The sequence below is a fragment of the Butyricimonas hominis genome, from assembly GCF_014287455.1.
GTDB lineage: Bacteria > Bacteroidota > Bacteroidia > Bacteroidales > Marinifilaceae > Butyricimonas > Butyricimonas muris.
On the sequence record NZ_JACOOH010000004.1, the window covers coordinates 479,191 to 503,057 of the forward strand.

Below are 23,867 nucleotides of genomic sequence, written 5' to 3' on the forward strand. Positions count from 1 at the left end.
ATCTTCTGGCTATTATTCACTAATAAAAAAGGTACAGATATTTTTGAAAAGCGTTTTTATCAGATAACCAATATTTACTTTTCTATTTTATTTCGTAGTTTTGTCTTATAAAATATCGAAATAAAGTATTATGGTAGATAAAATAATAGCCAAAAGTAATATAGCTAATAAGATAAGGAATACAGTTCTATCTCGTAAAAAAGGATTAATGCCATTATTTGAATTAATTAGCAATTCCATACATTCAATTTTCGAACGTGCAGCAGCAGATCTAATGGATGAAGATGAGGAGGGAAAGGTATTGATTACTTTGATCAGAAACGGCAAACCACAAACTTTGGAATCAATCGCTGATAATGATAATTACCCAATAAGAGCTATTAAAGTTCAAGATAACGGCATTGGATTAAATGAGGCTAATCTTATTTCGTTTACAGAGGCGGACTCTGACCATAAATTAAATATCGGGGGAAAAGGAATAGGACGTTTTGTATGTCTAAAAGCATTCAAATATTTAGAAATTAGTAGTGTTTTTAGAGAAGGAGGTGTGTTTAAAAAGAGATCGTTATCTCTAAAGAACACTAAACAAGGTTTTGAAAATTATACAGAAACTGATACAGATGAAAGAGTTTATCAAACTACATGTACTTTATTTGATTTTTTAACAGAATATCAACGTCATACGCCTAAAAGATTGGGTGAGATTGCTGATGCCATAATTACTCATTTCCAATTATATTTTATTACAAATCAAATGCCCCATATCATTATTTATAATCAAAACGGGGATCATATTGACTTGAATAATAGATATTCTACCTCATTTAGTAATAAGATACAAGAACAAGGATTCAATATTGGAGAAGACTATTTTACAGTATATTTATCTAAATCAAACTCCTCCCAAAGCCATAGGTTACACTTTTGTGCACATAATAGGAGTGTCATAGAAGAGTGGCTAGGTAAACGAATTATTGATTTAGGTAAAAAACCAGTAGTATTTAAAGATTCTTCTCCTTTTTATTACGCAGCTTTCATTGTTAGTGAGTTATTAGATAGGTCTGTCAATAATGAAAGAACGAACTTTTGTTTTCCAACAAATGAAGAAGATGAGGAAGAAGAAGAAACAGAAGAAATTAGTTTGTCTAAAATACGTCGTCATGCAGTAAACGCAGTAGAATCTTTAATAGCTGATTACCTTAATGATGTCCAAAATCAAAAAGTTGAAATTTATCGAACTGTAATCGATACTGAAATGCCTCAATATCGAGCAGTATTAAATAGAAGACCCGAACAAGTCAAGAAATTGCAGGCTGGATTATCAAAGCAAAATCTAGACATTGAATTATATAAAATTGAAACTGATTGGAAAGCTGATATAAAAAAGCAAGGTATAGAATTAATTGAGAAGAAAAAAGATATTACAAATCTAGATGAATATCAAGATTTGTACGAAAGCTATTTAACAGGTCTAAATGAAATTGGACAATCTGAATTAGCAAGATACGTTACACATCGAAAAGCGGTAATTGATTTATTAGATTATCTTGTAAGTAAGGAAAGCGATGAAGACAAATATGCAAATGAAGATATTGTTCATAGCCTTTTTTTTCCTATCCGATCAACATCGGACATAATTCCATATAGTAAACAAAATTTATGGATGATAGATGAAAGATTGTCATATCATACTTATCTTGCTTCTGATAAATTTTTTAGTACATTAAAATATATTGAGGTTTCTGAAAATCCTGATGATAGACCTGATATTTTAATTTTTTCAAATGCTTTTGCTTTTGTTGAAGAAAAAGACCCCCCTTATAACTCTATAACAATCATCGAATTTAAAAAACCAGAACGGGATAATTATATTGATAATGATGATTCTAAAAATCCTGTAGATCAAGTAGAGCGTTACATTGAAGATTTATTGAACGGAAAAGTTACGAATCGAAAAGGACGAACGATAAATATTACAAAAGAAACACCTTTTTATGTGTATATTATTAGTGATTTAACCCCATCTTTAGTAAAGATATTAGAGCGACGGGATTTTTATAAAACCCCAGATGGACAGGGATATTACACGTTTAAATCTAGGAGATATAATGGGTATATAGAAGTGATGACTTTTGATAAAATTAGAAGTGATGCTAAAAAACGTAATCAAATACTGTTTGACAAATTAGGTTTACCAGCAGACTAAATACTATTAAGGATAGACACTGTCCATAAGATTGCATAAACAAAATTCTGGACAGTGTCGTATCTTTACATTTTATTTCCAAATATTTTCGTATATGTCAGAATAATCATCAACTTCAATTATTTCAAATCCAACTCTTTCAAGAAAGAATTTTTTTCCTGCATTGTCTTCTTTTTTAGAGATATACCAACCTTTGTGCTTTCGATCAGGAAATTGTTTGAAATATTTTATTCTCTCAATTAATAACCACCGCAAAAAAACTTCATTCTCTTCAAGTCCTAAACCAAAAATAAAAAGAGATTTATTAAATATAATATGTAGCCATGTTTTGAATCCTCTCCAATTGTTCATATTCTTACCAGAAAATAAGTTCTCCTCATTTCTTTTATGTATAAAATTCCTTGCTCTTTCAACACTTCCCATATAATGGCTTAAACCGAGTCTAATACTTCTGTGGTAATTGATCATTCCATTTATATGCCAAATTCCGAAACCATCTATAGGAGATACAAGTTGCGAATCTCCATAATAGCTCGTCCAAGGATAAAAATCTGTAAATTTTCCCTTATTCGTTTTAAACAAACTCAGTTTACATGCTTTAGCAAGAGTATCTTCAAAATTAGTTGTTAGAATGGGGGCATTAATATCTCTAATTCTATTGGTAATCAATTGATGATGATTGAGGGGCTCCCACTTAGACATCAAACTTACAATCCTTGTTTGTAAGTTTTTATTTTGAGTATTTTCTAGGTCTAAAATGTCATAAAATTCGGTCAAAGAAATACCTGGAGGAATCTTACTTAATGTATGTAACGAAACATCACTCCATAACTGAATTAACAAGTTATTCCAAGAGAGTACGTTAGAATTAGTCGAATAACGATTAATACCATTTCCTATGATAAAAGCAATATCACCTTTATTGTTTTCAATTATTTCTTTAATATCAGCAACTAACATTTCTATTTGCAAATTAAAATATCATGCATATAAACATATATGCTTCCACCTATTTTACAAATATAGCAACAAATATTTCATCTTAATCTAATTTTATAAAAATATATTCAGCATAAAAGCATCAAAAATAGAACAAAGAGAATTATAGTAATTATGTTTTTTACTACTTCCTTTTAAATTTCTTTATTCATAAAGTAGATATTATAAATATGTTGTTCTAAACAAATTTTTGCGAGTGAAAAAATATCATCTAATTTCTTTTATATACCTATTCTGTAAACAATTCACCAACAATAATTTTACAACCAGAAAAATCCATCAAATAATTAAAAATCAATGTCATCAACAGGCATCACTCTCTAAAGTTCATTAACAAATCCTTTAGTTGTGGTTATTTAAATAAATTCTCTTTTACCGCTTTAAGTGTGTACGTGTACGGTTTCTTGCTGTATGAAAAGCTAACATCGTAATAATCTTCAATGGTATTTTTCTTCACTTTATAATCAATACCGTACCGCTTGTATACGTTCTGTAATTTAGATTGAATCTCATCCATCGGTATTGGCACGTTTAAAGGGAAGGTTCCTCTTACTTCTTGTACCACCTCAACACTAAATCGTAATAATTCTATATTACATTTATCCAGAGCCTTTTTTATCTCTGCCCTCTGGTACTTCTTGTTTGCAAACACCTCTATTTCCAGCTTCTCGTACGCTTCAACTATCAATTCTCCATCTTTTCCCTGTTTGAGAATATCAATATAAAAATCACGCTCTGGATCACCCTGTAACTTGTTCAATTTATCAAGCATCAATTTACAGCGTTCAGCGAATGTTGGCAACTGTTTCAATTCCATCCTGACGCTATCACTTACCGCATAAAACACGTTCCTGTAACTAACTATAAAATGCCCTGTTCGCTCGTAAGATTCTTTTAAAGCATTCCCAGATAGATAATACCGTTTTACCCTTTCATTGTTGTAATAGTTGTCAATAGCGAAGTAATCTATTTCAAGTAATCCATCATCAAGTTGAGTGGCAAATTCAGCTAAACCTAATCTCCTTATATCATCAAGTATAGCTTCCTTCCGTGTTTTATCTGTGGCTGTATTGTACCTAGTTTGTAAATCCTCGTAAGTTTTCAACTTCTCTTCCAGTTCAATATCAATCTCTTCATCCGTTTTTACCTTCAAACTGTCACGAACGTTAGTAACATGAGTGATCGAATTAAATGTACTACCGTTAATCTCTTTTCTGAAACGACCGCATATTTGTACCGCTTCCGTGTACGGGTCTATCATTGAATGTTCTGCTTCAAACAAGTTGGTAAGCATCACTATATCTGGTTTAACTTTCAATATTATATCCAGTGCGGAGTAAAATCGACAGGTTAAAAAGTTGTACTTGGCGATAGGTTCTGAATATAAACTTGCGACATTCGTGTAACCTTTCTTCTTTAGCTTGCTCACGCTTTTACTGGAACAGAATATCCTCGATTGATTCTCTATTTCAAGAGTGTTCACGATCTTATCAATTCCATCCGTTGTGTTCAGGAAGACGAACACGCAAGAACTGTTTGCCAGATCATCCAGTAACAATTTACGAACGGACATTTCATAGCTATTAGTAATAATTAGATTCAAAGGTTTCTTGTAATCAAAATCAGGTTTGACCTTTATCCACTTGAAATTTTCAAATCGAGGATCACTCACCTCTAGCGGTGTTGCTGACACGAACGCCTTACCTTTAAACTGGAAGAAATCTTTCATCGGTTTTGTTATCTTCCTACGAAAATCGCTATCCTCCGTCACTTTTTCACATTCATCAAACAGGCAAAAGAACATACCATGCATATCCAGTTTCAACTCTTCACACGCTTTCTTTACCTTCCAGAAACTTTCTGGCGTGGTAAGAATCTTCTTGTACTTAACCCCAGCCCTTTGCAAATACCGTTTCACGTCAGGAACTTTACAATTTTCGTAAACTGGCAATATCTCATCTTTACCGTACGCTTTATCATGTATCACAGGCAAAGTCGGTTCTATGATAATTGAATGACGTTTTGCGTGTAATTCCTGATAAGTGGCACCGATTCCCGTTAACGTTTTATCCAGTATCACGTCACTTGGAATGTTTTTATATCCTATCGTTTTTAAAGCGTCAATCAAACGTTGTCCCTTTTTCAATATCGCTGGGATAACTTCAAACTTCAATTTTTGAAATAATCTCTTCATGTGATCCAATTTTACAGGTGGTGAGTTTTTACTGTCGTTTAGGTATTATATACCGTTCCAGCTATTTTCTCACCGACTTCAAATTTTGGTGATTAAAGGAATCCGTGGTCGTTATTTGAAACAACCACAGAAACCTCACTTTAGAACTAGTATTCAATCCTCAACTCGTTCAACAAATCTGGATTCCAACCGTCTTCACTGATTCCCCGTTCCAGTTCCTTCACTAGAATTTCTCTAGCACCTGTTTGCAACTTGGCAATCATTGAATCGTATTCCCCCTCGTCAAACTCTTCATCCTCTTCTTCCGTACCCTCGTTCACCACCTTGAAGCATTCATCATTGTAGGCATTTATCCTTTTTTGCAAGGAGGTTCGCAACTCGGATGTTATTGCCAGTATCTCTGCATCATTGTAATGATGATTGATACTCCACACCAACTCTTCAGTTGTCAGTTTTGGAGCTTTACCCAGCTCTCTTCTTTTTTCTAAATCAATCATGTTATTAATATTATAATTAAACAATGAAGGTTTCTGGTTTTAGCCATTATCAGACTTCACACGTGTTTAGCTAAAACCAGAACCTTTTTATTACTTGCTAGCCTTTTTTAATAGAGCGATAAAGTCATTACCAGATTTCACCGCTTTAAACTTCTTCGCTTTATCTTCCAAGCTTCCCAGTTTACCCAGAGCATCGAAAGCTTTTTCTTCACTTGTGGCACTACTATACCCTTCAAATCCCTCGATGAAATATCGTTTGGTAATATCTTTTACTTCAATTCCTGCCATTTGACAGAGCGTGATGAACTTGTTGCCTCTCTTTATATTAATTTCCGCTCCCTGTGGTAAGGTATATTCTTCCCCTTTTAACGCCAAGCTCGTTGCCTTGTCAGATAATTTTTTCTTGGCGTAGATTAACCCCAACGTGGAAGGATTAAAACCCTCTTCCATGCGTTTCGCCATAACATTCAGTAATTCATCCTCTTTATTCACCAAAGCCGCTACCGTTATTTTATCCTTGGTATTCCAGTTGCCTACCCTGTTTATATCAACAAGATATTCCCCTACATTCTCTTTCTCTTTAATCCTAACGTTAGGAATAACACGAGTTTCACCAGTGGCGTTTATTCTGGCGAAAGCTATGCTTCGGTGCTGACCGTCCAGAACAACAAAATAATCTTCTACCTCTTCTTGAGGGATGGGCTTACCTTCAATATCTTTTACCGTGTATCCCTGTTCCACAAGTGAAGCGGCGGGAATCACGATAACGGGATAGGCTTTCTCGTACTTTCCATCTGAAATGATAGAGATAAAAGTACCCACCTTCTTGGAATCAATAGGTCGATTGTTTTCAACAAAAGCCAATTTTTTACTTACCTCTGTTTTCTGGTAGGTATCGCCATCCACCACTTCAAAGGTGATAAAATCAGGTTTAACCTTTATCTCGCTTGCCTTCATTTCTGGATGATTGGCAACTTCCACTTCCAGCTCTTCCACGATCTTCTTCTGTGCCTCGATAACGGCAGGATTCATGTTCTTGTTCTCCAAGCTGGTTAAATCTTTTCTAGCTTTAGCCATTTTCTTTTTTAATTCGTTCAAATCCATAACGTTTACTTTTACTTCTTCAACTTGATTGTTTAATTCTTCCTGTGTTTTAATTGAATTTTTCATTTCTTTAAATTTTAATATTTCACAATATGTTTTCTCAATCTTGGAAGAGGTGCGCGCCGTCGTTCTTGATTGACAATGCAAAAATGAAACTTATAAATTCAAAGGCAGAAAGCCAATAAATGTTAAAATTGAATTATCCAATTTTGGGAAAGTCAAAAAAATAAACCATGGAAGCCCATGGTTTTATATAAAAAATACTTGCAACAGGTTTACTTGGAAAAATGGACAGGGGAGGCTCCAAAAGTATAAGAGTGAAGGTCTGGTTGAAAATTCTGTTTTTGCAATTTACGTAATAAAGTGTCAAGACTCTCTTGTAGATCATGTGCGTTCTCGCAATACGGAATCTCCAAGTAATTTAAATATCTAATAATACATTCTACTTGGGTGGCTGTTATTCTTGTTGGGGCATTTTCAGGAGAAGCGAACGAGGGATGATGTTGTAATAGTTTATACGTACCGTACGCCAAGATATTCACTAGAGGGTCTTTCCCGCTTGGCATTTTGGTTTTATCATCAACATCTTTAACTCGCCGTTTTGATTCTTCAAGCAACTCGTCTACTTCTTGCAGGATTTCTTGCCTCGTTCTATTCCTGTTCAATCCCCAGTTTTTGATAAATTCATTTTCCAGTAATTCCACTAGCCAACTTTGGGCACAAGTCAACGTGATCGCCTTGTGATCTTTCCCTCTTAACGTGATAGGTTGTTCGCTCGTCAGCATGAACCTGTAAAGCTTTAGCATATCTTGCTGGCGATTATGAATGTTATTAATTTGCACATTTTCAGTAAAATCATAAGATTCCACAATTTCCTTGTTATCACCTGTAATAATAGATGACTGGATAATATATTTATCAGGTTTTAGAGTGCAATTACTTCTATCCATTTCAGCATATGCAAGCCTGTTATATAACAATCCCAAAAATAAAAGCGTGTACTCTATGTCGTCCCGTTCATTTTTAACTTTTGGATCAAGTTTGAATAAATTAGTTTCATCCCCTCCCGCCTCAAAACATAAACATAAATCCGTGTCCATTAAAAATGCGGCACGATCAAAGTAACAGCCTTTCATTCCGTCTGAATCCAGACTACACCAGTATTTAGCAAACTTTGAATCTTGAAAGTCATTCTCTAAAAGCGGCAACGAGGCTACAAGATGTTCTATTTCTTCCTTAATTAATTCTCTACTGAAACCAAAACATTCTTTCAAAAGGGGTTCAATCCTTCTAAATACCTTTAATGGAAAAAATAAGATACCATCTTCTATCGTGATTTTTTCATTCATAACGCTAATATCATTATTTATCAGGTTAAAGTTACACGTTACTAGAAAATTTCAAAAATATACTTGCACGAAATTCATTCTTGGGTAAGTGAAGAATTGATAGCATTTTACTATTATATACCCGATCCGTTGAAAACTCACCAACCTGAATATATCCAGTACAAGTATATCTATAACTTGAAAACTTGCCTGTTAGCTACCCTTATCTTCAATATTCTCACTTTATATATACCTCAACTCGATTTTTAAAGAATACCTATACTCTATTTGTCGGTATCCCAGATGTTTAATATCTTTGTATCATCTTAAAGATCAAAACATACCATTTGAAACAATTATATAAAAGATTCCTGTTACTCCTTGCAAGTCCACCTGTAAGGAGTAATTTTTGGTCTTCAAGTGGCACTAAACTAGATACACCGTACTAACCAATCAAATTATCAAATCATGTACACTTACGAGCGATTAAGGCGATTAGCCATACAATCTGGCATCCCTGACAACAAGGTATCCATAGGTTTCTGGATAAAGTCTAAGGGGCTGAAAAAGATTAAAAAACAGGTAGATAAAGTGAGGAAGATATACTACGTTCCAGATGAGAATACCAGAATCCAGATACTACCACCCTGTAAAGATTAATCTATAAAGCTACATGATATAACTATATTTCATGTAACCAGAGATTCCAACCTGAAATAGAGAGATTATCCCTCCATGAAGATTAATATTTAAAAGTTGGGGATTTGATGGGGTATGCTTTTAGGGAATTGACAGGGTACATACTATTAACTAGTAAACTAATAACTAGTACTGGTGTTACAGGCTTGCTAGCCTATCCCACTAAATAAAAGCAGAACCAGTGAATCCATAGATCATTTTTAGATGGTTGTTTCAAACTGGAATTAATAATGGCGAATGAAGAAGAAAAGAAGGATTATAGAATCATAACGAGAGATATTGCGGGTAAACTGAACCTAGATGAAACTTATACATTTACATGGTTACTTTTTAAATCAGATTATGAAACAGGTGAATCCCATGTACTGAGGGAAACACTTCGTGAGGTTACAGGCATTAAAGATGTAGATACTATTTCCAAGTACACTGCCAAATTTGAAGATTTAGGCTTCCTGCGTAAAGAGTATAATTACAGGAACAATGAAGGACAGTTAACCACACCCGTCACGTATCATGTAGACATTCCAAAGAGTAACTGGGTCAGGTTCAAGAAAGATTTATTACTGGAAGATATTCCTGATGAATTGAAAGCCTTCCTAGTGCTACTTAAATGTTTATGTATCAATAATACCAATATTATTTACTATAACAAGACAGAAATCTCAAGACGATTAAACTTATCTCCAAAAACCGTAAAGAAATATATAGATTTGGCAATAAAGTATCATAAACTGGTGGAAGTTAATAATTTCTTCCTTATCACGGATAACAACATCATACTGGATACCCCACATGCTAAAAGTAATTTTGGACTGAGAACTTTTGATAAACTAGCCAGAGAGAAATACGATATTATATATAACTATTGTATAGAGAAGAATGTTATCCCACCTCCATACGATTTCAAGCTAATGGAAGTGTTATGTATTCACAGGTACGATCAACCAGAGGAGGAACTGGAAACGGCAGTTAGAAATGGAGATAGAAACGCCAAGAAGCATTACAATTATTATTCATTGAAATATAACTTACCTAAATTATGTCCCAACCTGCCATCCCAGATACATAGTTTACAATATTTCCTTACTTCGTTGATAAATACTAAATGTTATAAAGAGAGAGTTTCCCAGCCAGAAGAAGAGGTGGAGGAAGCCGTATTGTATCTTTGACAAACATATATACCTACCCTCTATAAAACACCCCCTCCCTTTCAATTTCATGTTGGCATTATATATAAAGAGTATTCCACGCTAGGGTAGTGTAACCATTTATACCCCCACCCCAAGAGTGAAGAAAATTAAATTAATTAATCAAAATCTTATCAATTATGAACTTGAAAACTTACTACCAAAATTTGGAGGTTGCACAACCTAACAATTCCCTTGAACTCAATCCTGAACTGATTGAAAAGTTTAAAAATCAGGTGGCGGTATTACCCACTCCCGTTAAGGTTGGTGATGAAATGACTGTTATTGACTTTAAAGGGGAAAACCCTCAACAATTACAACTGGTTTGTGCCTTGGGAGAGGAAGAGGTGAAAGAGATTAAATACACTCAACTTGTTCGTGCGAGCCAGAAAGGGGACATCACGCCAGATGACATTCCCTGTGACCCTGCCATAGAACAGAAACATGGGGACAAGTTACGTTTCATTTACTCTCTCGCCAAGAACATGATGCTAGACCAGCTTATCCTGACGCTTAAAGGCAAAACCATAGTGTTATGCGGTCAGGTTGAAACTCCCGCCGTTTATGCTGGAACTAAAACAAAGATGCAGATTAAGAAATTCGCCTACTTGGAAGAGTAGTTAAAGATACAGGGACAGAGAGCGCAGTGGGAAGGGGAAAGATATTGTTATACCAAAGTGAAGGAAGTATCACCTTTCTAAACAGGCAGTATAAGCAAGAATCTTTCCTCTCCATTGCCAAACCTGACAAGCCTACAACTCTCTAAATTTCATTACCATTAACGTATTCAAATTAAAAATCAAGTAAAACAATATCATGAATGAGGAATTGATAAAAGTACCAGTGGTAGAACTGGTGTACAGGAACAATACCAAACCTTCTAAAAGGTATAAAATCAAAATGGCTAGGGACGTGCACGAGTTACTGGTATCCCCGTTTAAAGATACCATCGAACACCATATCTCAACTAGAGTTATCCTGTTAAATGGTAGGAACCAAGTACTGGGTGTATCCACAATCAGTGAAGGTGCGTTATCTTACAACATCACGGATATAAGGTTTATAGTACAACTGGCTGCACTCTCTAATTGTAAAAGCGTGATAGTTTGCATAAATCAACCTTCTGGTGATATAAAGCCAACTAAACAGGATGATGAACTGGTACAACAGGTAAAGATTGCACTTTCATATATAGATGTAGAGTTACTGGATTACGTTCTCTATTATGAAGAGGGTTATTACAGTTATTCAGCTAACGATAAGATATGAAAATTTAGGTTGGTGAGTTTTTGTCTGGATTGGTATATATAGCCAATAGGGACAATAATTCTCACCACCATTGGCAATTAAACCATAAATGTATTTCCAGTTCAATTTTTTAACTGGCATAACGCTAGAGAATAAATAAATCAAGTAAAAGTGATAATGAACTTTATAAATCAAGGTTGGTGGAGAATTTATGAATTGTATATATAAACTGAAATTTCTAATAATTCCACCACCGTTAAATAGACTAGATTATGAACACGTCAATATTAATTTCAAGCCAGAATGAAGGATTGTTGCCAGTTTTATTTGGCAGTGATAACGTCAAGCAAGAAGAACCTACCTACACTCCTTATGAAGTGGTAAATGAACCAATTAAAAAAGACAAAAGGAGAAAGCATTTCATTGAAGCTAACACTTCACCAGTAGATATGCTACATTTAAAGAATGATTGTATCGTGCCAGTGTTCAGCAAGGATAACGAGATGACAATATCCCATCCAGCATTTATTGAAACAGTGCATAAGGTGGCTAGTGAATTGTTTAGAGGGGAAAGCATAGATGAACCAGATATAATGGTTAGCCACGTTATAAAAGGTAGGATTCCAGAAGCCATACATAAACCAGTATCTGAATTACTGGAAAGTGACAAGACCATCTATTATGAAAGAATGGCGTTCGCATTTGAGATACCGACTATCTATGAATCTATAAACGGTAACAGGGTTAATTTATGTATCACGGGAGTGAGAGCGTATAACAGGGAGAACCTCTATTCAAAGAAGACATCAGAAAGGTTCAGTGTAGCGATTGGATTCAAGAACAAGGTATGTTGTAACCTGTGTACTTTCACGGATGGTTTCCAGACTGATTTAAGAGCGATGAGTTACCATGACCTGTTTAGAGGTGTTATGAAGTTATTCCAACAGTACGATGCAGACAAGCATTTAAGGTTGATGAAGAGTTTCACTGGTTCTTACCTCACGGAACATCAATTCGCACAATTCTTGGGTAAAAGTAGGTTGTATCAATGTTTACCTGCCAGAGAGAAGAAACGTTTACCATGCATGGAGTTGACGGATAGCCAGATTAACATGGTGGCGAAGGCGTATTACAACGATGACAATTTCAAGAGGGAGCATGGAGAGAATGAAATAAATTTATGGAAATTCTACAACATGTTGACAGGTGCGAATAAATCTTCTTATATAGATAATTTCCTCGATAGGTCATTAAATGCCACGCAATTAACGGAAGGAATAGATAGGGCGTTACATGGTGACAACACCTATAAATGGTTTATAGAGTAATTAATCTAATTCTAAATTACAATAGAATACCCGTTGTCTGGCAGCGGGCGATGATTAATTCATAAATTTGTTACACGGCTACCCCGTAGTGGCGTTTGTTGGATGCTAAAAATTATCTACCTTTGTATGACACTGGGCAGGATAAAACCTGTCTGGTAACATATTAGATAATAGAAGCGTTTAGTTTTATCCTCACTTTGGAATCTGGACAATTTCATCATACAGGGATAAACAGTACAAACGCTCATGCTTGCCATATATACAATCCAATTATATATACTGGTTTAGCGTGGGGTAGCTGTTTATTTGTATGAAAGGGAGTCCAGACCCTCAAAGTGAATAGACTGACAATTCCCACGCTTCTTTTTTGGTATTAATACTTCTTGGGGGATTGGGAAGTTATTTATACTAATTATGAGAATTGCAATATTATTCATATTATTACTAGCATACACCACGAGTGCCGCACAATATAGTAAAGCGGAACAAATAATTTTAAATCTCCCTAGTACAAAAACAGTAAAACAAATACATTCAGATTTAGTTGCGCTTGCACTAGACGCAAGTTCTAAGAAACTTATAAATATCAAATTCTCTGTTTTAGAATACACTGACAATTCATATGATATATTCTTTGTTGCCAAGAAAGTAGATAATGAATGGATTGAAACTAAAAGGAAATTTGTTCCCATTGAGCAAGGTGCGAATGTCATTTCCAATTTAGATAAACGATCTTCTATTAGAAAATATGCAGATAAATTAGCTTTTAGAAATTCTGGAAAAAAGGAAGCTCACGTTATCCTGCTTAATTCTTTAGCAGAACAAGATTACAAGTATGTTAGTATTGGCTCTGCAACAGACATCATAGCCGTTAAGGATTTACGATTTGAAAATGGTAAAATTGAAACAGACCTAGTTAAACCGTATGAAAAACCTGAAAAGAATTATGCCTTTTGGCAAACATTCCAGATAAGTGATGCTAATATCTGGGAGTGGTTCAAGATAGGTTTCTATTGTATTATTGGTCTGTTTGGACTAGCTGCATTAATTATCGTTCTAGTTAAGTTATTAAAAAAGATAAGTAAACTATGAATACGATTGTTTGGGCAGCAGTAATAGTCGCTGGTATTGTTATGTTATTTATTCCTAGTTGTGCGGTGTTTGCCTTATCAATAATCGTTAGCTTGCCAATGGCGATAATAACTCTTGTTGACGGACATTATACATGGTTATGTATTTTAATTCTAGGAATTATAATTAGCTTGATAAAAAAAGAATAGATCATGTAAAGAATTTTTTAGAGTAAATTCTTCTGTTTTCAATTAAGATTATAAACTAATAACATGAATAAAATGAAACATACTTATTTGATTTTGATTGTATTGATTCTTTGGTGTATGATATTTGCATCGTGTAGCTCTAGTACTTGCAAAGTTTCTTACAAAGGGAAGGAGATAACAATAACGATGCCTTTACGTGGTTCTAACATGAAAGATGTGTATAATATGGAAGAGAAAATATACAACAAGTTACACAAAGGCAAAGGAACATACAACATCACATTAACGGTCAAGATACTAGACAAGTATGGACATTATTCGCAAACAAAATCATACAGTTTAGGAAGCTGGGATACGGAGGAAGTACAAAAGTATGCCTCATATTACCATTTCAAGGGACAGATATACGATAAAATGTCAAAAGCGGTTAGTGGTCGCTCCAAGTAAAACCAAGCATATTAACAATTTAATATTAATAACAAATGGAAATTATTGCAGGATTACTAGTTTTAGGTGTTGTTGCACTTATACACAATGCTTTAAAGAAGAAACAAAAGAACTTGGAGAATAGGTGGAAAGATTAATCACAAACAAGTAAGTGAGTTATTATCGTGGTATGTCTATATACTTATCATGATAAAAACTCACCAACCTTAATATTATTACAATGAAGCATTTGTTACTCTTTATACTGGTTGCAGGCTTAGCTTCTTGTTCAAACAAGCCTATAAATTCATACTTGCATAGATACGAACAAGTGATAGACAGTATCATTGCAGGATATGATAGTAAAGACGTTGATATTTATGAGGAAGCACAATACAGAATAGCTTCTTCATTTGGAATCGTGCATGATATTATTGGAGATACGTTAGTGTCTAAAAGTGATAAGAAGTATCTGGCAGACAAGATTGAGCAAGCAGAAAGCACGTGGTGTGCAAATGGCTCTGGTATGTTCTCTAAAGTAACCTTTATAACAGGTGAAACTGGTGATGTGGTAGGACAAGTAGACATACTATACTGGGATAATAATGAAATGGACAGTATTGCGGTAATGAAGATTTGGGTTCCAGAAGAAGTGGATAGTATTTACCTGACACTGGCTAACTGGGAAATAGATTGTGTTAAGGATATATACAGTTCAAGCCCTATGCCCTTGGAACGAGGTTGTTTTATCAGCCGTTTGAAACCTTATAATCAAGAAATGCTATTACAGAGAAACACGCTTTTCATTGATGGTTATACAGCAGGAGATGATTCACTTTACTTGCACGTGGCGATACCATTAAAGATATTACATAAACAACTTCAAGAATGGAACAATGAATAGATTACGACAGTATTGTTTAAACTGGAAGACCATGTATATAATATGGTTCATCTATCTACTTGTAATAGGAACACTACGGAATAACTGGAATTTATTCTTCTCTATAATAGAAGTATTATTCATTATAAAGATTATTGGTTGTTGCGTCTTTACCATATCTGGATGCTATTGGTTACGAAAAAAGCAATGGTTAAATGCCGTAATGTTTTTTATTCCAATCTGTTTTAGAGGAATAATGTCTATAATTCATGAGTTATGAAACGGATACTACTTACTTGTTTAGATGATGTTAGAATATCAATCATATTGCTATTCATGATTTTTTACTTGTTTAATACAATTCCATTTGATCCTAATGCAATATATTGGCTTAATTTCAAACCTGTCATTAAATTTGGAGATTTTGAGTTGGGGCAATTATATATAAATGGAAGATCATTCTATTTAGGTTTAGGAATATGGTTAATCCCTTCATTTATATACCAACTATACAAGAAAAAATGGAAAAATGTGGGAATATTACTTGTTGCGTTTTGTATTACCATGTTCCTCCACACATCAGATATTGCGGTTAATCAAACATTTATTCACAAGATATGGTGATTTACAAATTACATTTTCAAAATGATAAGATATAAAGATATATTGAATGCCTGTTTAAACTGGAAAATAGTCTATTCATTCTGGGCTATCAGTTTTATAGTGTTATTTGCTGTACAAGTCACTACTAATCTTACTGTAATATTAAAAATCTACTGGTGGACACTAGGCATTGCGACTACACTTGTAGGCTTGTACCTCCTTTGTAAGAAACAATGGATAAGTAGCCTGCTATATTTCTGTTTGTTCCTGTTTCCAATGATCGCATTTAAGTTGGGAATGTTAGTGAAGGAATTGTTGATATATGGACAACTAAAATGACAATATATGAAGTACTGGAAAGATTTACGAGTGTATGTTATATTGTTGCTTTTAAGTAATTGTATATGTGCGTTTGTGGCAGGGGTAACAAGCTGTAGTAATATTGAACACTATATGTTTAATTTTGACAAGTGGTATGATATTGGTAATTACGTGTTTATTACATTGATTGGCTTAATGCTAGCATTTCTTGTTATCACGCTTTCATCACGCTCTATCAAGAAAAGTAAGAAAGATATTGGATTAATATTAATACTCTGGTTAAGTCCTGTTGCGATTCTTATTATAGTAAGTCAACTATTGGATAAATTCATAATATAGTGATAAGATGAGTAAGAAGAAAAAACTTATTACAACGATATATACTGTCGTTATACTTGTAGAGATACTTGGGGTTGGATTCTTCGTTTGGAAGTGGATAGAGCCAACAAACTTTGGATATGCCGTTCTGTTTGTTTGCGTGTGGATCGTGGTAGCTTGTATCATAGTCATTCAGACGTGTGAGTTTTTGGACAAAGTACTAGATGAAGAAGACGTTGTAAAACAACATGAAGAGATAAAGGAAACAGAATGGCAAAATGAGATTAGCGAAGAAGAGCGACAGGCGATAGATGCGAAATATAAAGCAGAACATCAACAGGCAACAATAGATTTGTATAATGAATCAATGAAAGCCTTGTTCTCTTTTATAAACAACCTAGAGCGTTTCAGGTGGAAAATAGCCTCTCCTTACGAGAATCGTTTCCTGTCAGAGCAAGATGCTTGGGAAGTGGCAAGAAATAGACCTCCTTTCCGTGGTTATCTGCATCCTAATTATTACAGTGATAATGCTTTCTTGGATGAGTTAGATATTGTACCTGTAAAAGAGCTAAAAGAGTTTATTGACAAGCATAGAGAACTAGCACAATCGCTTACAGAGTGGGGAATAAAGTATGGAATTACAACCCAAGAAACAAGCGATAGAATGGACGCTAGAAATTACATTACAAGTTGTATAATGGGTACAGAATTTTATCCACCTATAAGGGAGAAAAACGATGAAGAAGGTATTTAAAGTGATAACTGCAACACTGATAGGATATTTCATAAATAGATTGGAATTCTTGTTATGGGCAATAGGAGAACAAATATATTATAAAATACTATTTCCTGATGCTTGCAGATATAAAAGTGATATATGGTTACTTTACACAGTAATGTTTCTACTTAATATAGCCTTTTGCAATTTATATGTATTTGTAAATAGTAAAAAGAAAAGGTGGCAATTATTTATACTGTATATATTGCTTGTGATAACTTCTTATGTGTTTATAATGTGATGAAATTAGTTTAAAGAAATTCTGGTATGAAGCATAGAGAAACAATAATAGTAACAGGATGGATTATAATGACAATAATAAGTTACCTGTTTAAACCTCATTCAAATCCACCTTTACCTCTACCAATGTTAGTTAAAATTGGTTGGGCAATATTAGTAACGTGTACTATTATGATTTTCATTGTAAAAACTAAATGAGGTAACATGAAATACAAAGGCGTAATAATTGTTGCATGGCTTTTTCTAATAGTATGGGATCAATCAGGACCCACCACTACAATGGGACCTATTAGACCTACATCTTTAATAATCTATTTCTGGGTATTAGTAATTTGTACAACTTTCATTATAGTAAGATATATAACCCGTAAACGTAAAATGAAATAATAGAGAAGGAAGAAAACTATTAAATGTTATTTCTATTTCAACTGGAAATAATATGGAGAAAAATGATAATGAAGAAAATGAGAAGAAAATTATACTTGGATATAGATGGGGTTTTAATAACAACCAAACACCCGCAACCTGCATATCACGTGGTAGAGTTTATTCGTTATATAGTAAACAACTTTGAATGCTACTGGCTCACTACCCATTGTAAAGGAGATGCTTCAAACGTGATTCGCTATTTGTCTTCCTATTTTGAACCAACTATCATGCAAGATTTGAGAACGATAAAACCTACCTGTTGGGATTCATTGAAAACAGAAGCTATCGACTTTGGTTCTAATTTTTACTGGTTAGATGATAACCCGTTGCAAGTGGAAAAGTGTGTGATACTGCAACACGGGAAGTTGGAGAGGTTGATTGAAGTAGACCTTAGCCATGAAGAAGAACTTAAACGTGTACTTGAACGATTAACGACACTTTAAAACTACGGATAGATTATGAATTGCACTCCTGTAAAGATAGCTCAACCAATCGCATTTACTTCCAAAGGAGGTAGGCAACGTAATGAGGATAGTGTTTATCCATTACCAGAAAATGTGACAATCGAAGATACTGTATTCATGGTTTGTGATGGAGTTGGAGGGGTATCCATGGGAGAGATTGCCAGTAAAACAGCGTGTCAAACCATATCCAGTTACTTGTTAAATTATAGTGATAGCCCATTCACGAATACTTTGTTCAATCATGCACTATCATGCGCTTATGACGAGTTAGATAGGATTGTTCCAAATGATGCGGGTACGACTTTGGTCTTTTTAAAAATACTAGAAAGTAGTGTATTTATTGCCCATGTTGGAGATAGCAGAGTTTATCATGTTAGACCTAACGAGAAGAAAATACTTTTCCAGACAAAAGACCATTCTTTGGCAACGATGCTTGTTGAACGTGGGGAGATTCAAGTAGATGATCCAAGACTACTTCAATTATCTCGTATCATGACCAAGGCGATACAAGCAAATCAACCAGAACGAGATGAAGCGGATGTTTACCAGACTTCTAACATTCTATCTGGCGATTACTTCTTTTTATGTTCTGACGGGGTTATCGAGTGCCTGAGCGCTTCAAGCCTCGTCCATATATTATGCTCCTCTATAGAGGATAATAGCAAAATGAAACAAATTGAAAGTATTTGTGCTGAAAAGTCCACGGATAACTACTCTGCGTACTTGATAAGGATATTGTAAATTTAAAGAATGGAGGGAAAGTATGATAGATGATATATATGAATTAGCTATAAGTAAGTACGGAGAAGGAAATTATATTCCAGATAAGAAGTACGATAATATCTGTTTGGTGTTCCGTTTCAATTCAGGAGGATATATAATGTATGATTACAATGGTTATGCAGAAGTGTACAAAGATGATATGTTTATAGAATCCTTTGGAGATATACAAACTAAAGCACAGCCAACCATAAAGACTAACAAGGAATTAGAGTTTGATTAACCTATTATTAAAGAATAGAAGTGAATTATGAAGGTATATAATGAAGAATATGAAGCAATAGGACACGTAAATGAACTTAAAATAAACGGTACTTACTATGATTTAAAAGGGAATTTGGTAGAGAACAATGAAGTATATCGTCTATTTTTAGATGAACATCCAGATACACGTGAAAAGATATGTATTAGGAGTGATAGATGGAAACGTAAAATACATTTGTGTTGGGGAGATTTCAAGTAGAAAATTATCAGCGAAATGAAAAATGAATTTATGGATAGGAATATATGCCAATATATGACTTATACTTATTGCAGTAGGTCATTTATTCCAATTTCATTAAATATACTTGGAAAATTGGCAAGCGATGATATAATAGATGAATTTTTCCTTCAATACAAAGAGATTCATAAAATCAACATTGATTTTAAACATAGAAACGATAAAGAAGAATTAAAGAAATTACGTGATAAATTGATTGTTTCTTCTAACTACAATCTACTAATAGACTACTTGAATGATTTATCAACCTTTTATAAGTTGTTAGATGATAAGAGATTTGACAGGTTAGTAGAAACTATTTGGTTGAATAATAAAGAATAATTATGGCTTATTTTAATGATGGGACAATAAAGGATAAAACGGATAGAAAGCCTTATACAATCCACTTACTTAATGTAGATAGAAGAACCGTGCCAGTAGAAGTTGTAGTTGGAGGTAAGATAATGAGAGGTACAAAGAATACAATTAAATATTCTATTGAAAGTGAAGTATTCAAAACTAAAGAAGAAGCACGTAACTACGCTAAACAACATGGATTGAAAGAAGATGAATATAAAATTGGAGAATGGTTATATTAGGTATAAATAATCTGGTAAAATAAAAATGAATAATTATGTCTGTATATGAGAGAGAAGGTCATAAATTTGAATATAGACCATACGGAATACGATTACTAAACAAACCTAAATTAGAAGTAGGAGAAATAGAGAAAATAGAAGTAGCTGATCCTTTAGAATGTCCAATGTTTAAAACCAAAGAAGAAGCTATTGCTTTTGCTAAAGAGAATGGTTTAAAAGAAGATGAATATGAGATTGCTTTCTGGTATGTATAATGTCACTTAAAAACAGAGATAAGTTATATGGATTACGGTAAGTTTACAAGACCTAAATTAGGACCACCACCAGAAGAAGGAGACCCTATATTTGTAATGGTTAATGATTGTATTACCATGTGTAGATATGCAGATGGACATACAGAAATACGTGACAAGAAAGGTAATTTAGTTGAAGTATGGAATGAAGCTGTAGACGGGATAGAAGAGAAGTATGGTAAATTAGAATATCATATTCATTATGGACAAGAAGGAAGTCATAACTATATAGCGATAAATGAAAATTATCGTATATATGGATATTCAGACAGAATTGAAGTATATAAGATAAGTACGAATGAGTTAGTGGAAACTATTTGGTCAGATAATGAAAACAGCCATGAAAGTATATGATAATGGAGTAATTAGAGAAAAACCATATTGGGCATTAGAAGGATTCTCTAAAAGTATAGCCCTCGTTGATGAGTTTGGAGAAATTATTAGTAATCCTGAATATGATAGTTTAAATTTTAGAACAGGGGAAGAAGCACGTGAATATGCTAGTGAACATGGACTAAAGGAGAATGAATATTGCATAGGTGAGTGTAAAGTTCAGCATATTATGAGGAAGTAGGTATTAATATAAAATGAAATAATATGAGTAAATTTCCATTTGAAGAGTCATTTACAGAACCAGTTGAAATGACACCAGAAGAAAGAGAGGAATCCATGAAGCTTATTATAGAAGCATTATCAGAGCAAATGGGCATGGAAAAAAAAGAATCTATAGATGAACCAGAACTTCCAGATGAAAAAGTGTGGGATAACTTTACACGGATATAGTAGAAGTTATTAGGGATGAATAATAAAGGAGAAAAAAGATTTGTAGAATTAACATGAAAGAAAAAATACATTCATACCAAGGCGTGATTAATGAAGAGATAAGTTACTTACTCTATTATTACAAGAATCAATTGGGAGAATTAATACTTTCTGATTCTGATACACTAGTAAATGATGCATACTTAAAATGTGATGATATACCACCTATTGAACTTGATGACTTTGGAGCTTTCATCCGTTTCTCTCAGTTCAGAAATATGGAAAGTATAAAATGTTTTTATATTTCAGAATCAAACTTACATTATTGTACAATTGAAGGGGTTCTTTTTGACAAAACAAGGAACAAACTTCTTAAATATCCTCCCAAAAAGGAAACAACTTCGTATATCATACCAGACTTCGTATCTTCCATTAATGATGATGCTTTTGATGGTTGTTTGAATTTGAAAAGTATCTTTTTACCTGACAAATTTAAATTTTGGATACAACTAGGAGGATGTGAGAATCTATTACAAATTCTTGTTTCAGATACTCATCCCACTTATTCTACAATTGATGGTGTGTTATTTGACAAGCGCAAAACCATGTTAATTAGATTTCCACGAGGTCGAGAAGGGAATTATACAATTCCAGAGGGGATTGTGTCCATATACGATTTGGGAGGGGATAAATTAACATCTATAACAATTCCAGAAAGTGTTACATCAATAAGAGATATTTATGCACCTAACCTTGAACAATTCATTGTATCACCTTCCAATTCTAAATATTCTACTGTTGATGGATTTTTAGTTAGTAAGGATGAACAACAATTGATACTATACCCTAAAGCTGCCAAGAAACCATACACGATACCAGAAACCAACAATACTATACAACGTCATGTTTTAGGTCATTATAATGGTTACTTATCAATTTTGATTCCTAATCATATAGAATATATTGATGAAGAAGCTTTTCAAGGACAACATTTGATTTCTATAACATTAGGGAGAAATATAAAACGAATAAAATACCATGCATTTCATTTAGGATATTGGAATTGTCTTCGTAATCGTCCCGTGAATTTAGATTGGAAACTTCCTTATTCATGCAAATTTAAATCGCCATTGAAAGAGGTACATTGTAGAGCTTCCATCCCTCCATTACTCGTGGAAGCATTTGATAAATCCAGCAAAGAAAGGGCTATATTATATGTTCCCAAAGGTTCTTTACAGGCTTATAAAAATGCTATTGAATGGTGTGAGTTTGCTACAATTATTGAAGAGTGATAAAAATTAGGTGAGAATATTTTATTATACCAATTCAGGAGAAAAGTCACCATGTTTAAATTTCAAAGTTCAGAGAAACATATTGCTTTAAAAACTATCACAAATAAAGGGATTTATATATATTTATATCGATGAATAACTTAAATAAAGATATATTGCTAGGAATAGCCATTGGTGATGCTTTAGGCGTTCCTGTTGAATTTGAACACAGGCAGGAATTAGAGAAGAATCCTGTTGTTGGAATGAGAGAGTACGGTACACATAACCAACCCAAAGGAACGTGGTCAGACGATAGTTCTTTAGCCCTCTGTTTGGCTGAATCTCTATGCAATGGATATAATTTGAATGATATTGTAGATAAATTTATAAAATGGTACTATGATGGTTATTGTACTCCTTATGGAAGAGTGTTTGATGTTGGGGTTACCACGGCAAGAGCAATATCCTATTTGCAAAGTGGATGTAAGCCTGAACTAGCAGGAATGGATAGAGAAAGGGATAACGGTAATGGCTCTCTCATGAGAATCCTGCCGTTGGTTCCTTATATCCTTAACATGAAGGAAGAAGATAGATTTAAGATTATTGGGGAAGTATCATCATTAACTCACAGGCATCCAAGAAGTATTTTAGCCTGTATCGCATTATGTGAATTTGCCATACAGTATATAAATCTCCAATCAGTTGAGAAAGCCTACCAAGCTATGCAACAAACGATACTACAACTTCTGAAAAAGGAGATGTTTATTGAAGAAGATATTCCTTTTAAAAGGTTAGTAGGCTTATCTTATGAAGAGTTTAAGAATATTGAATTGAAGAATATTCGTTCTACTGGATACGTTATAGATACACTAGAAGCTAGTTTATGGTGTGTCTTCAATACTACTAACTATAAAGATGCTGTTTTAAAAGCAGTGAATCTAGGTGATGATACTGATACAGTGGGTGCGATTACAGGAGGATTGGCAGGGATTATATACGGTTATGATACTATTCCTTCTGAATGGTTGGAGGTATTAGCAAAAAAAGATGATATTATTGAATTGGCTGATAAACAGGATTCAATAATGAAATAAAAGTTTTAATACAATCATACATATAGGGTTTACTTCAAAAGAGGTAAGCCCTTTT

Annotated in this window: 28 protein-coding genes; 23 read left to right on the forward strand and 5 right to left on the reverse strand. The window is 33.8% G+C overall.

Annotation, left to right across the window (positions count from 1 at the left end; genetic code table 11):
* Positions 1 to 130: 130 nt before the first annotated feature.
* A complete protein-coding gene (locus H8S64_RS11050; protein WP_186976103.1) occupies positions 131 to 2,206 on the forward strand; it encodes a Shedu immune nuclease family protein in 2,076 nt (691 codons plus the stop codon).
* Positions 2,207 to 2,278: 72 nt separating this feature from the next.
* Here the strand turns inward: H8S64_RS11050 and H8S64_RS11055 are convergent, their stop codons facing one another.
* The 5 genes from H8S64_RS11055 to H8S64_RS11075 form a co-directional block, all read right to left on the reverse strand.
* Entirely contained in the window at positions 2,279 to 3,166 is an 888-nt protein-coding gene (locus tag H8S64_RS11055; RefSeq protein WP_186976104.1) for a hypothetical protein, read from the reverse strand.
* A gap of 391 nt (positions 3,167 to 3,557) precedes the next feature.
* Positions 3,558 to 5,399 carry a hypothetical protein gene (locus H8S64_RS11060; protein ID WP_186976105.1) on the reverse strand — a complete coding sequence of 614 codons (1,842 nt, stop codon included), beginning with the start codon at positions 5,397 to 5,399 and terminating at the stop codon, positions 3,558 to 3,560.
* Between the two features lie 146 nt (positions 5,400 to 5,545).
* On the reverse strand, positions 5,546 to 5,896 hold the full coding sequence (locus tag H8S64_RS11065) for a hypothetical protein (protein ID WP_186976106.1): 351 nt from the start codon (positions 5,894 to 5,896) through the stop codon (positions 5,546 to 5,548).
* A gap of 90 nt (positions 5,897 to 5,986) precedes the next feature.
* Positions 5,987 to 7,066 carry a hypothetical protein gene (locus H8S64_RS11070; RefSeq protein WP_186976107.1) on the reverse strand — a complete coding sequence of 360 codons (1,080 nt, stop codon included), beginning with the start codon at positions 7,064 to 7,066 and terminating at the stop codon, positions 5,987 to 5,989.
* Positions 7,067 to 7,275: 209 nt separating this feature from the next.
* Positions 7,276 to 8,349, reverse strand: coding sequence for a hypothetical protein (locus tag H8S64_RS11075; RefSeq protein WP_186976108.1), 1,074 nt, complete (start codon positions 8,347 to 8,349; stop codon positions 7,276 to 7,278).
* Positions 8,350 to 9,257: 908 nt separating this feature from the next.
* On the opposite strand from H8S64_RS11075, the gene H8S64_RS11080 reads away from it, so the two are divergent.
* The 22 genes from H8S64_RS11080 to H8S64_RS11185 all read left to right on the forward strand — a co-directional run bounded on the left by H8S64_RS11080 (position 9,258) and on the right by H8S64_RS11185 (position 23,812).
* Positions 9,258 to 10,196: a helix-turn-helix domain-containing protein gene (locus H8S64_RS11080; RefSeq protein ID WP_186976109.1), complete on the forward strand. Its 939-nt coding sequence runs from the start codon at positions 9,258 to 9,260 to the stop codon at positions 10,194 to 10,196.
* 158 nt (positions 10,197 to 10,354) lie between these two features.
* Positions 10,355 to 10,834 carry a hypothetical protein gene (locus H8S64_RS11085; RefSeq protein ID WP_186976110.1) on the forward strand — a complete coding sequence of 160 codons (480 nt, stop codon included), beginning with the start codon at positions 10,355 to 10,357 and terminating at the stop codon, positions 10,832 to 10,834.
* Between the two features lie 196 nt (positions 10,835 to 11,030).
* Complete coding sequence (locus H8S64_RS11090; protein ID WP_186976111.1) at positions 11,031 to 11,483, forward strand: JAB domain-containing protein; 453 nt, start codon at positions 11,031 to 11,033, stop codon at positions 11,481 to 11,483.
* A 251-nt stretch (positions 11,484 to 11,734) separates the two neighbouring features.
* A complete protein-coding gene (locus H8S64_RS11095; protein WP_186976112.1) occupies positions 11,735 to 12,790 on the forward strand; it encodes a DUF3871 family protein in 1,056 nt (351 codons plus the stop codon).
* 414 nt (positions 12,791 to 13,204) lie between these two features.
* The gene (locus H8S64_RS11100) at positions 13,205 to 13,882 is read left to right on the forward strand and encodes a hypothetical protein (RefSeq protein ID WP_186976113.1); all 678 of its coding nucleotides are present in this window, start codon (positions 13,205 to 13,207) and stop codon (positions 13,880 to 13,882) included.
* Positions 13,879 to 14,070: a hypothetical protein gene (locus H8S64_RS11105; RefSeq protein ID WP_186976114.1), complete on the forward strand. Its 192-nt coding sequence runs from the start codon at positions 13,879 to 13,881 to the stop codon at positions 14,068 to 14,070. Before H8S64_RS11100 ends, H8S64_RS11105 begins: the two co-directional genes overlap by 4 nt.
* 225 nt (positions 14,071 to 14,295) lie before the next feature.
* The gene (locus H8S64_RS11110; protein WP_186976115.1) at positions 14,296 to 14,517 is read left to right on the forward strand and encodes a hypothetical protein; all 222 of its coding nucleotides are present in this window, start codon (positions 14,296 to 14,298) and stop codon (positions 14,515 to 14,517) included.
* A 220-nt stretch (positions 14,518 to 14,737) separates the two neighbouring features.
* Positions 14,738 to 15,400: a hypothetical protein gene (locus H8S64_RS11115; RefSeq protein ID WP_186976116.1), complete on the forward strand. Its 663-nt coding sequence runs from the start codon at positions 14,738 to 14,740 to the stop codon at positions 15,398 to 15,400.
* 927 nt (positions 15,401 to 16,327) lie between these two features.
* Positions 16,328 to 16,642 (forward strand): hypothetical protein, encoded by a 315-nt coding sequence (locus H8S64_RS11120; protein WP_186976117.1) that lies wholly within the window; start codon positions 16,328 to 16,330, stop codon positions 16,640 to 16,642.
* A gap of 7 nt (positions 16,643 to 16,649) precedes the next feature.
* Positions 16,650 to 17,375, forward strand: coding sequence for a hypothetical protein (locus H8S64_RS11125; RefSeq protein ID WP_186976118.1), 726 nt, complete (start codon positions 16,650 to 16,652; stop codon positions 17,373 to 17,375).
* 728 nt (positions 17,376 to 18,103) lie between these two features.
* The gene (locus H8S64_RS11130) at positions 18,104 to 18,511 is read left to right on the forward strand and encodes a hypothetical protein (RefSeq protein ID WP_186976119.1); all 408 of its coding nucleotides are present in this window, start codon (positions 18,104 to 18,106) and stop codon (positions 18,509 to 18,511) included.
* A 15-nt stretch (positions 18,512 to 18,526) separates the two neighbouring features.
* Positions 18,527 to 19,273 (forward strand): PP2C family protein-serine/threonine phosphatase, encoded by a 747-nt coding sequence (locus H8S64_RS11135; RefSeq protein ID WP_186976120.1) that lies wholly within the window; start codon positions 18,527 to 18,529, stop codon positions 19,271 to 19,273.
* A 22-nt stretch (positions 19,274 to 19,295) separates the two neighbouring features.
* Positions 19,296 to 19,535, forward strand: a complete 240-nt coding sequence (locus tag H8S64_RS11140; protein WP_186976121.1) for a hypothetical protein — start codon at positions 19,296 to 19,298, stop codon at positions 19,533 to 19,535.
* A gap of 27 nt (positions 19,536 to 19,562) precedes the next feature.
* Positions 19,563 to 19,775 carry a hypothetical protein gene (locus H8S64_RS11145; RefSeq protein WP_186976122.1) on the forward strand — a complete coding sequence of 71 codons (213 nt, stop codon included), beginning with the start codon at positions 19,563 to 19,565 and terminating at the stop codon, positions 19,773 to 19,775.
* A 15-nt stretch (positions 19,776 to 19,790) separates the two neighbouring features.
* Positions 19,791 to 20,135, forward strand: a complete 345-nt coding sequence (locus H8S64_RS11150; protein WP_186976123.1) for a hypothetical protein — start codon at positions 19,791 to 19,793, stop codon at positions 20,133 to 20,135.
* A 2-nt stretch (positions 20,136 to 20,137) separates the two neighbouring features.
* Positions 20,138 to 20,392 (forward strand): hypothetical protein, encoded by a 255-nt coding sequence (locus H8S64_RS11155; RefSeq protein ID WP_186976124.1) that lies wholly within the window; start codon positions 20,138 to 20,140, stop codon positions 20,390 to 20,392.
* Between the two features lie 35 nt (positions 20,393 to 20,427).
* Entirely contained in the window at positions 20,428 to 20,646 is a 219-nt protein-coding gene (locus H8S64_RS11160) for an ETC complex I subunit (protein ID WP_186976125.1), read from the forward strand.
* 27 nt (positions 20,647 to 20,673) lie between these two features.
* Positions 20,674 to 21,039 carry a hypothetical protein gene (locus tag H8S64_RS11165; RefSeq protein WP_186976126.1) on the forward strand — a complete coding sequence of 122 codons (366 nt, stop codon included), beginning with the start codon at positions 20,674 to 20,676 and terminating at the stop codon, positions 21,037 to 21,039.
* Entirely contained in the window at positions 21,026 to 21,259 is a 234-nt protein-coding gene (locus H8S64_RS11170) for a hypothetical protein (RefSeq protein WP_186976127.1), read from the forward strand. The genes H8S64_RS11165 and H8S64_RS11170 overlap by 14 nt, the downstream gene beginning before the upstream one ends.
* Before the next feature lie 23 nt (positions 21,260 to 21,282).
* Positions 21,283 to 21,468, forward strand: coding sequence for a hypothetical protein (locus H8S64_RS11175; RefSeq protein ID WP_186976128.1), 186 nt, complete (start codon positions 21,283 to 21,285; stop codon positions 21,466 to 21,468).
* 53 nt (positions 21,469 to 21,521) lie between these two features.
* Complete coding sequence (locus H8S64_RS11180) at positions 21,522 to 22,739, forward strand: leucine-rich repeat protein (RefSeq protein ID WP_186976129.1); 1,218 nt, start codon at positions 21,522 to 21,524, stop codon at positions 22,737 to 22,739.
* Positions 22,740 to 22,870: 131 nt separating this feature from the next.
* Complete coding sequence (locus H8S64_RS11185; RefSeq protein WP_186976130.1) at positions 22,871 to 23,812, forward strand: ADP-ribosylglycohydrolase family protein; 942 nt, start codon at positions 22,871 to 22,873, stop codon at positions 23,810 to 23,812.
* Positions 23,813 to 23,867: the final 55 nt, after the last annotated feature.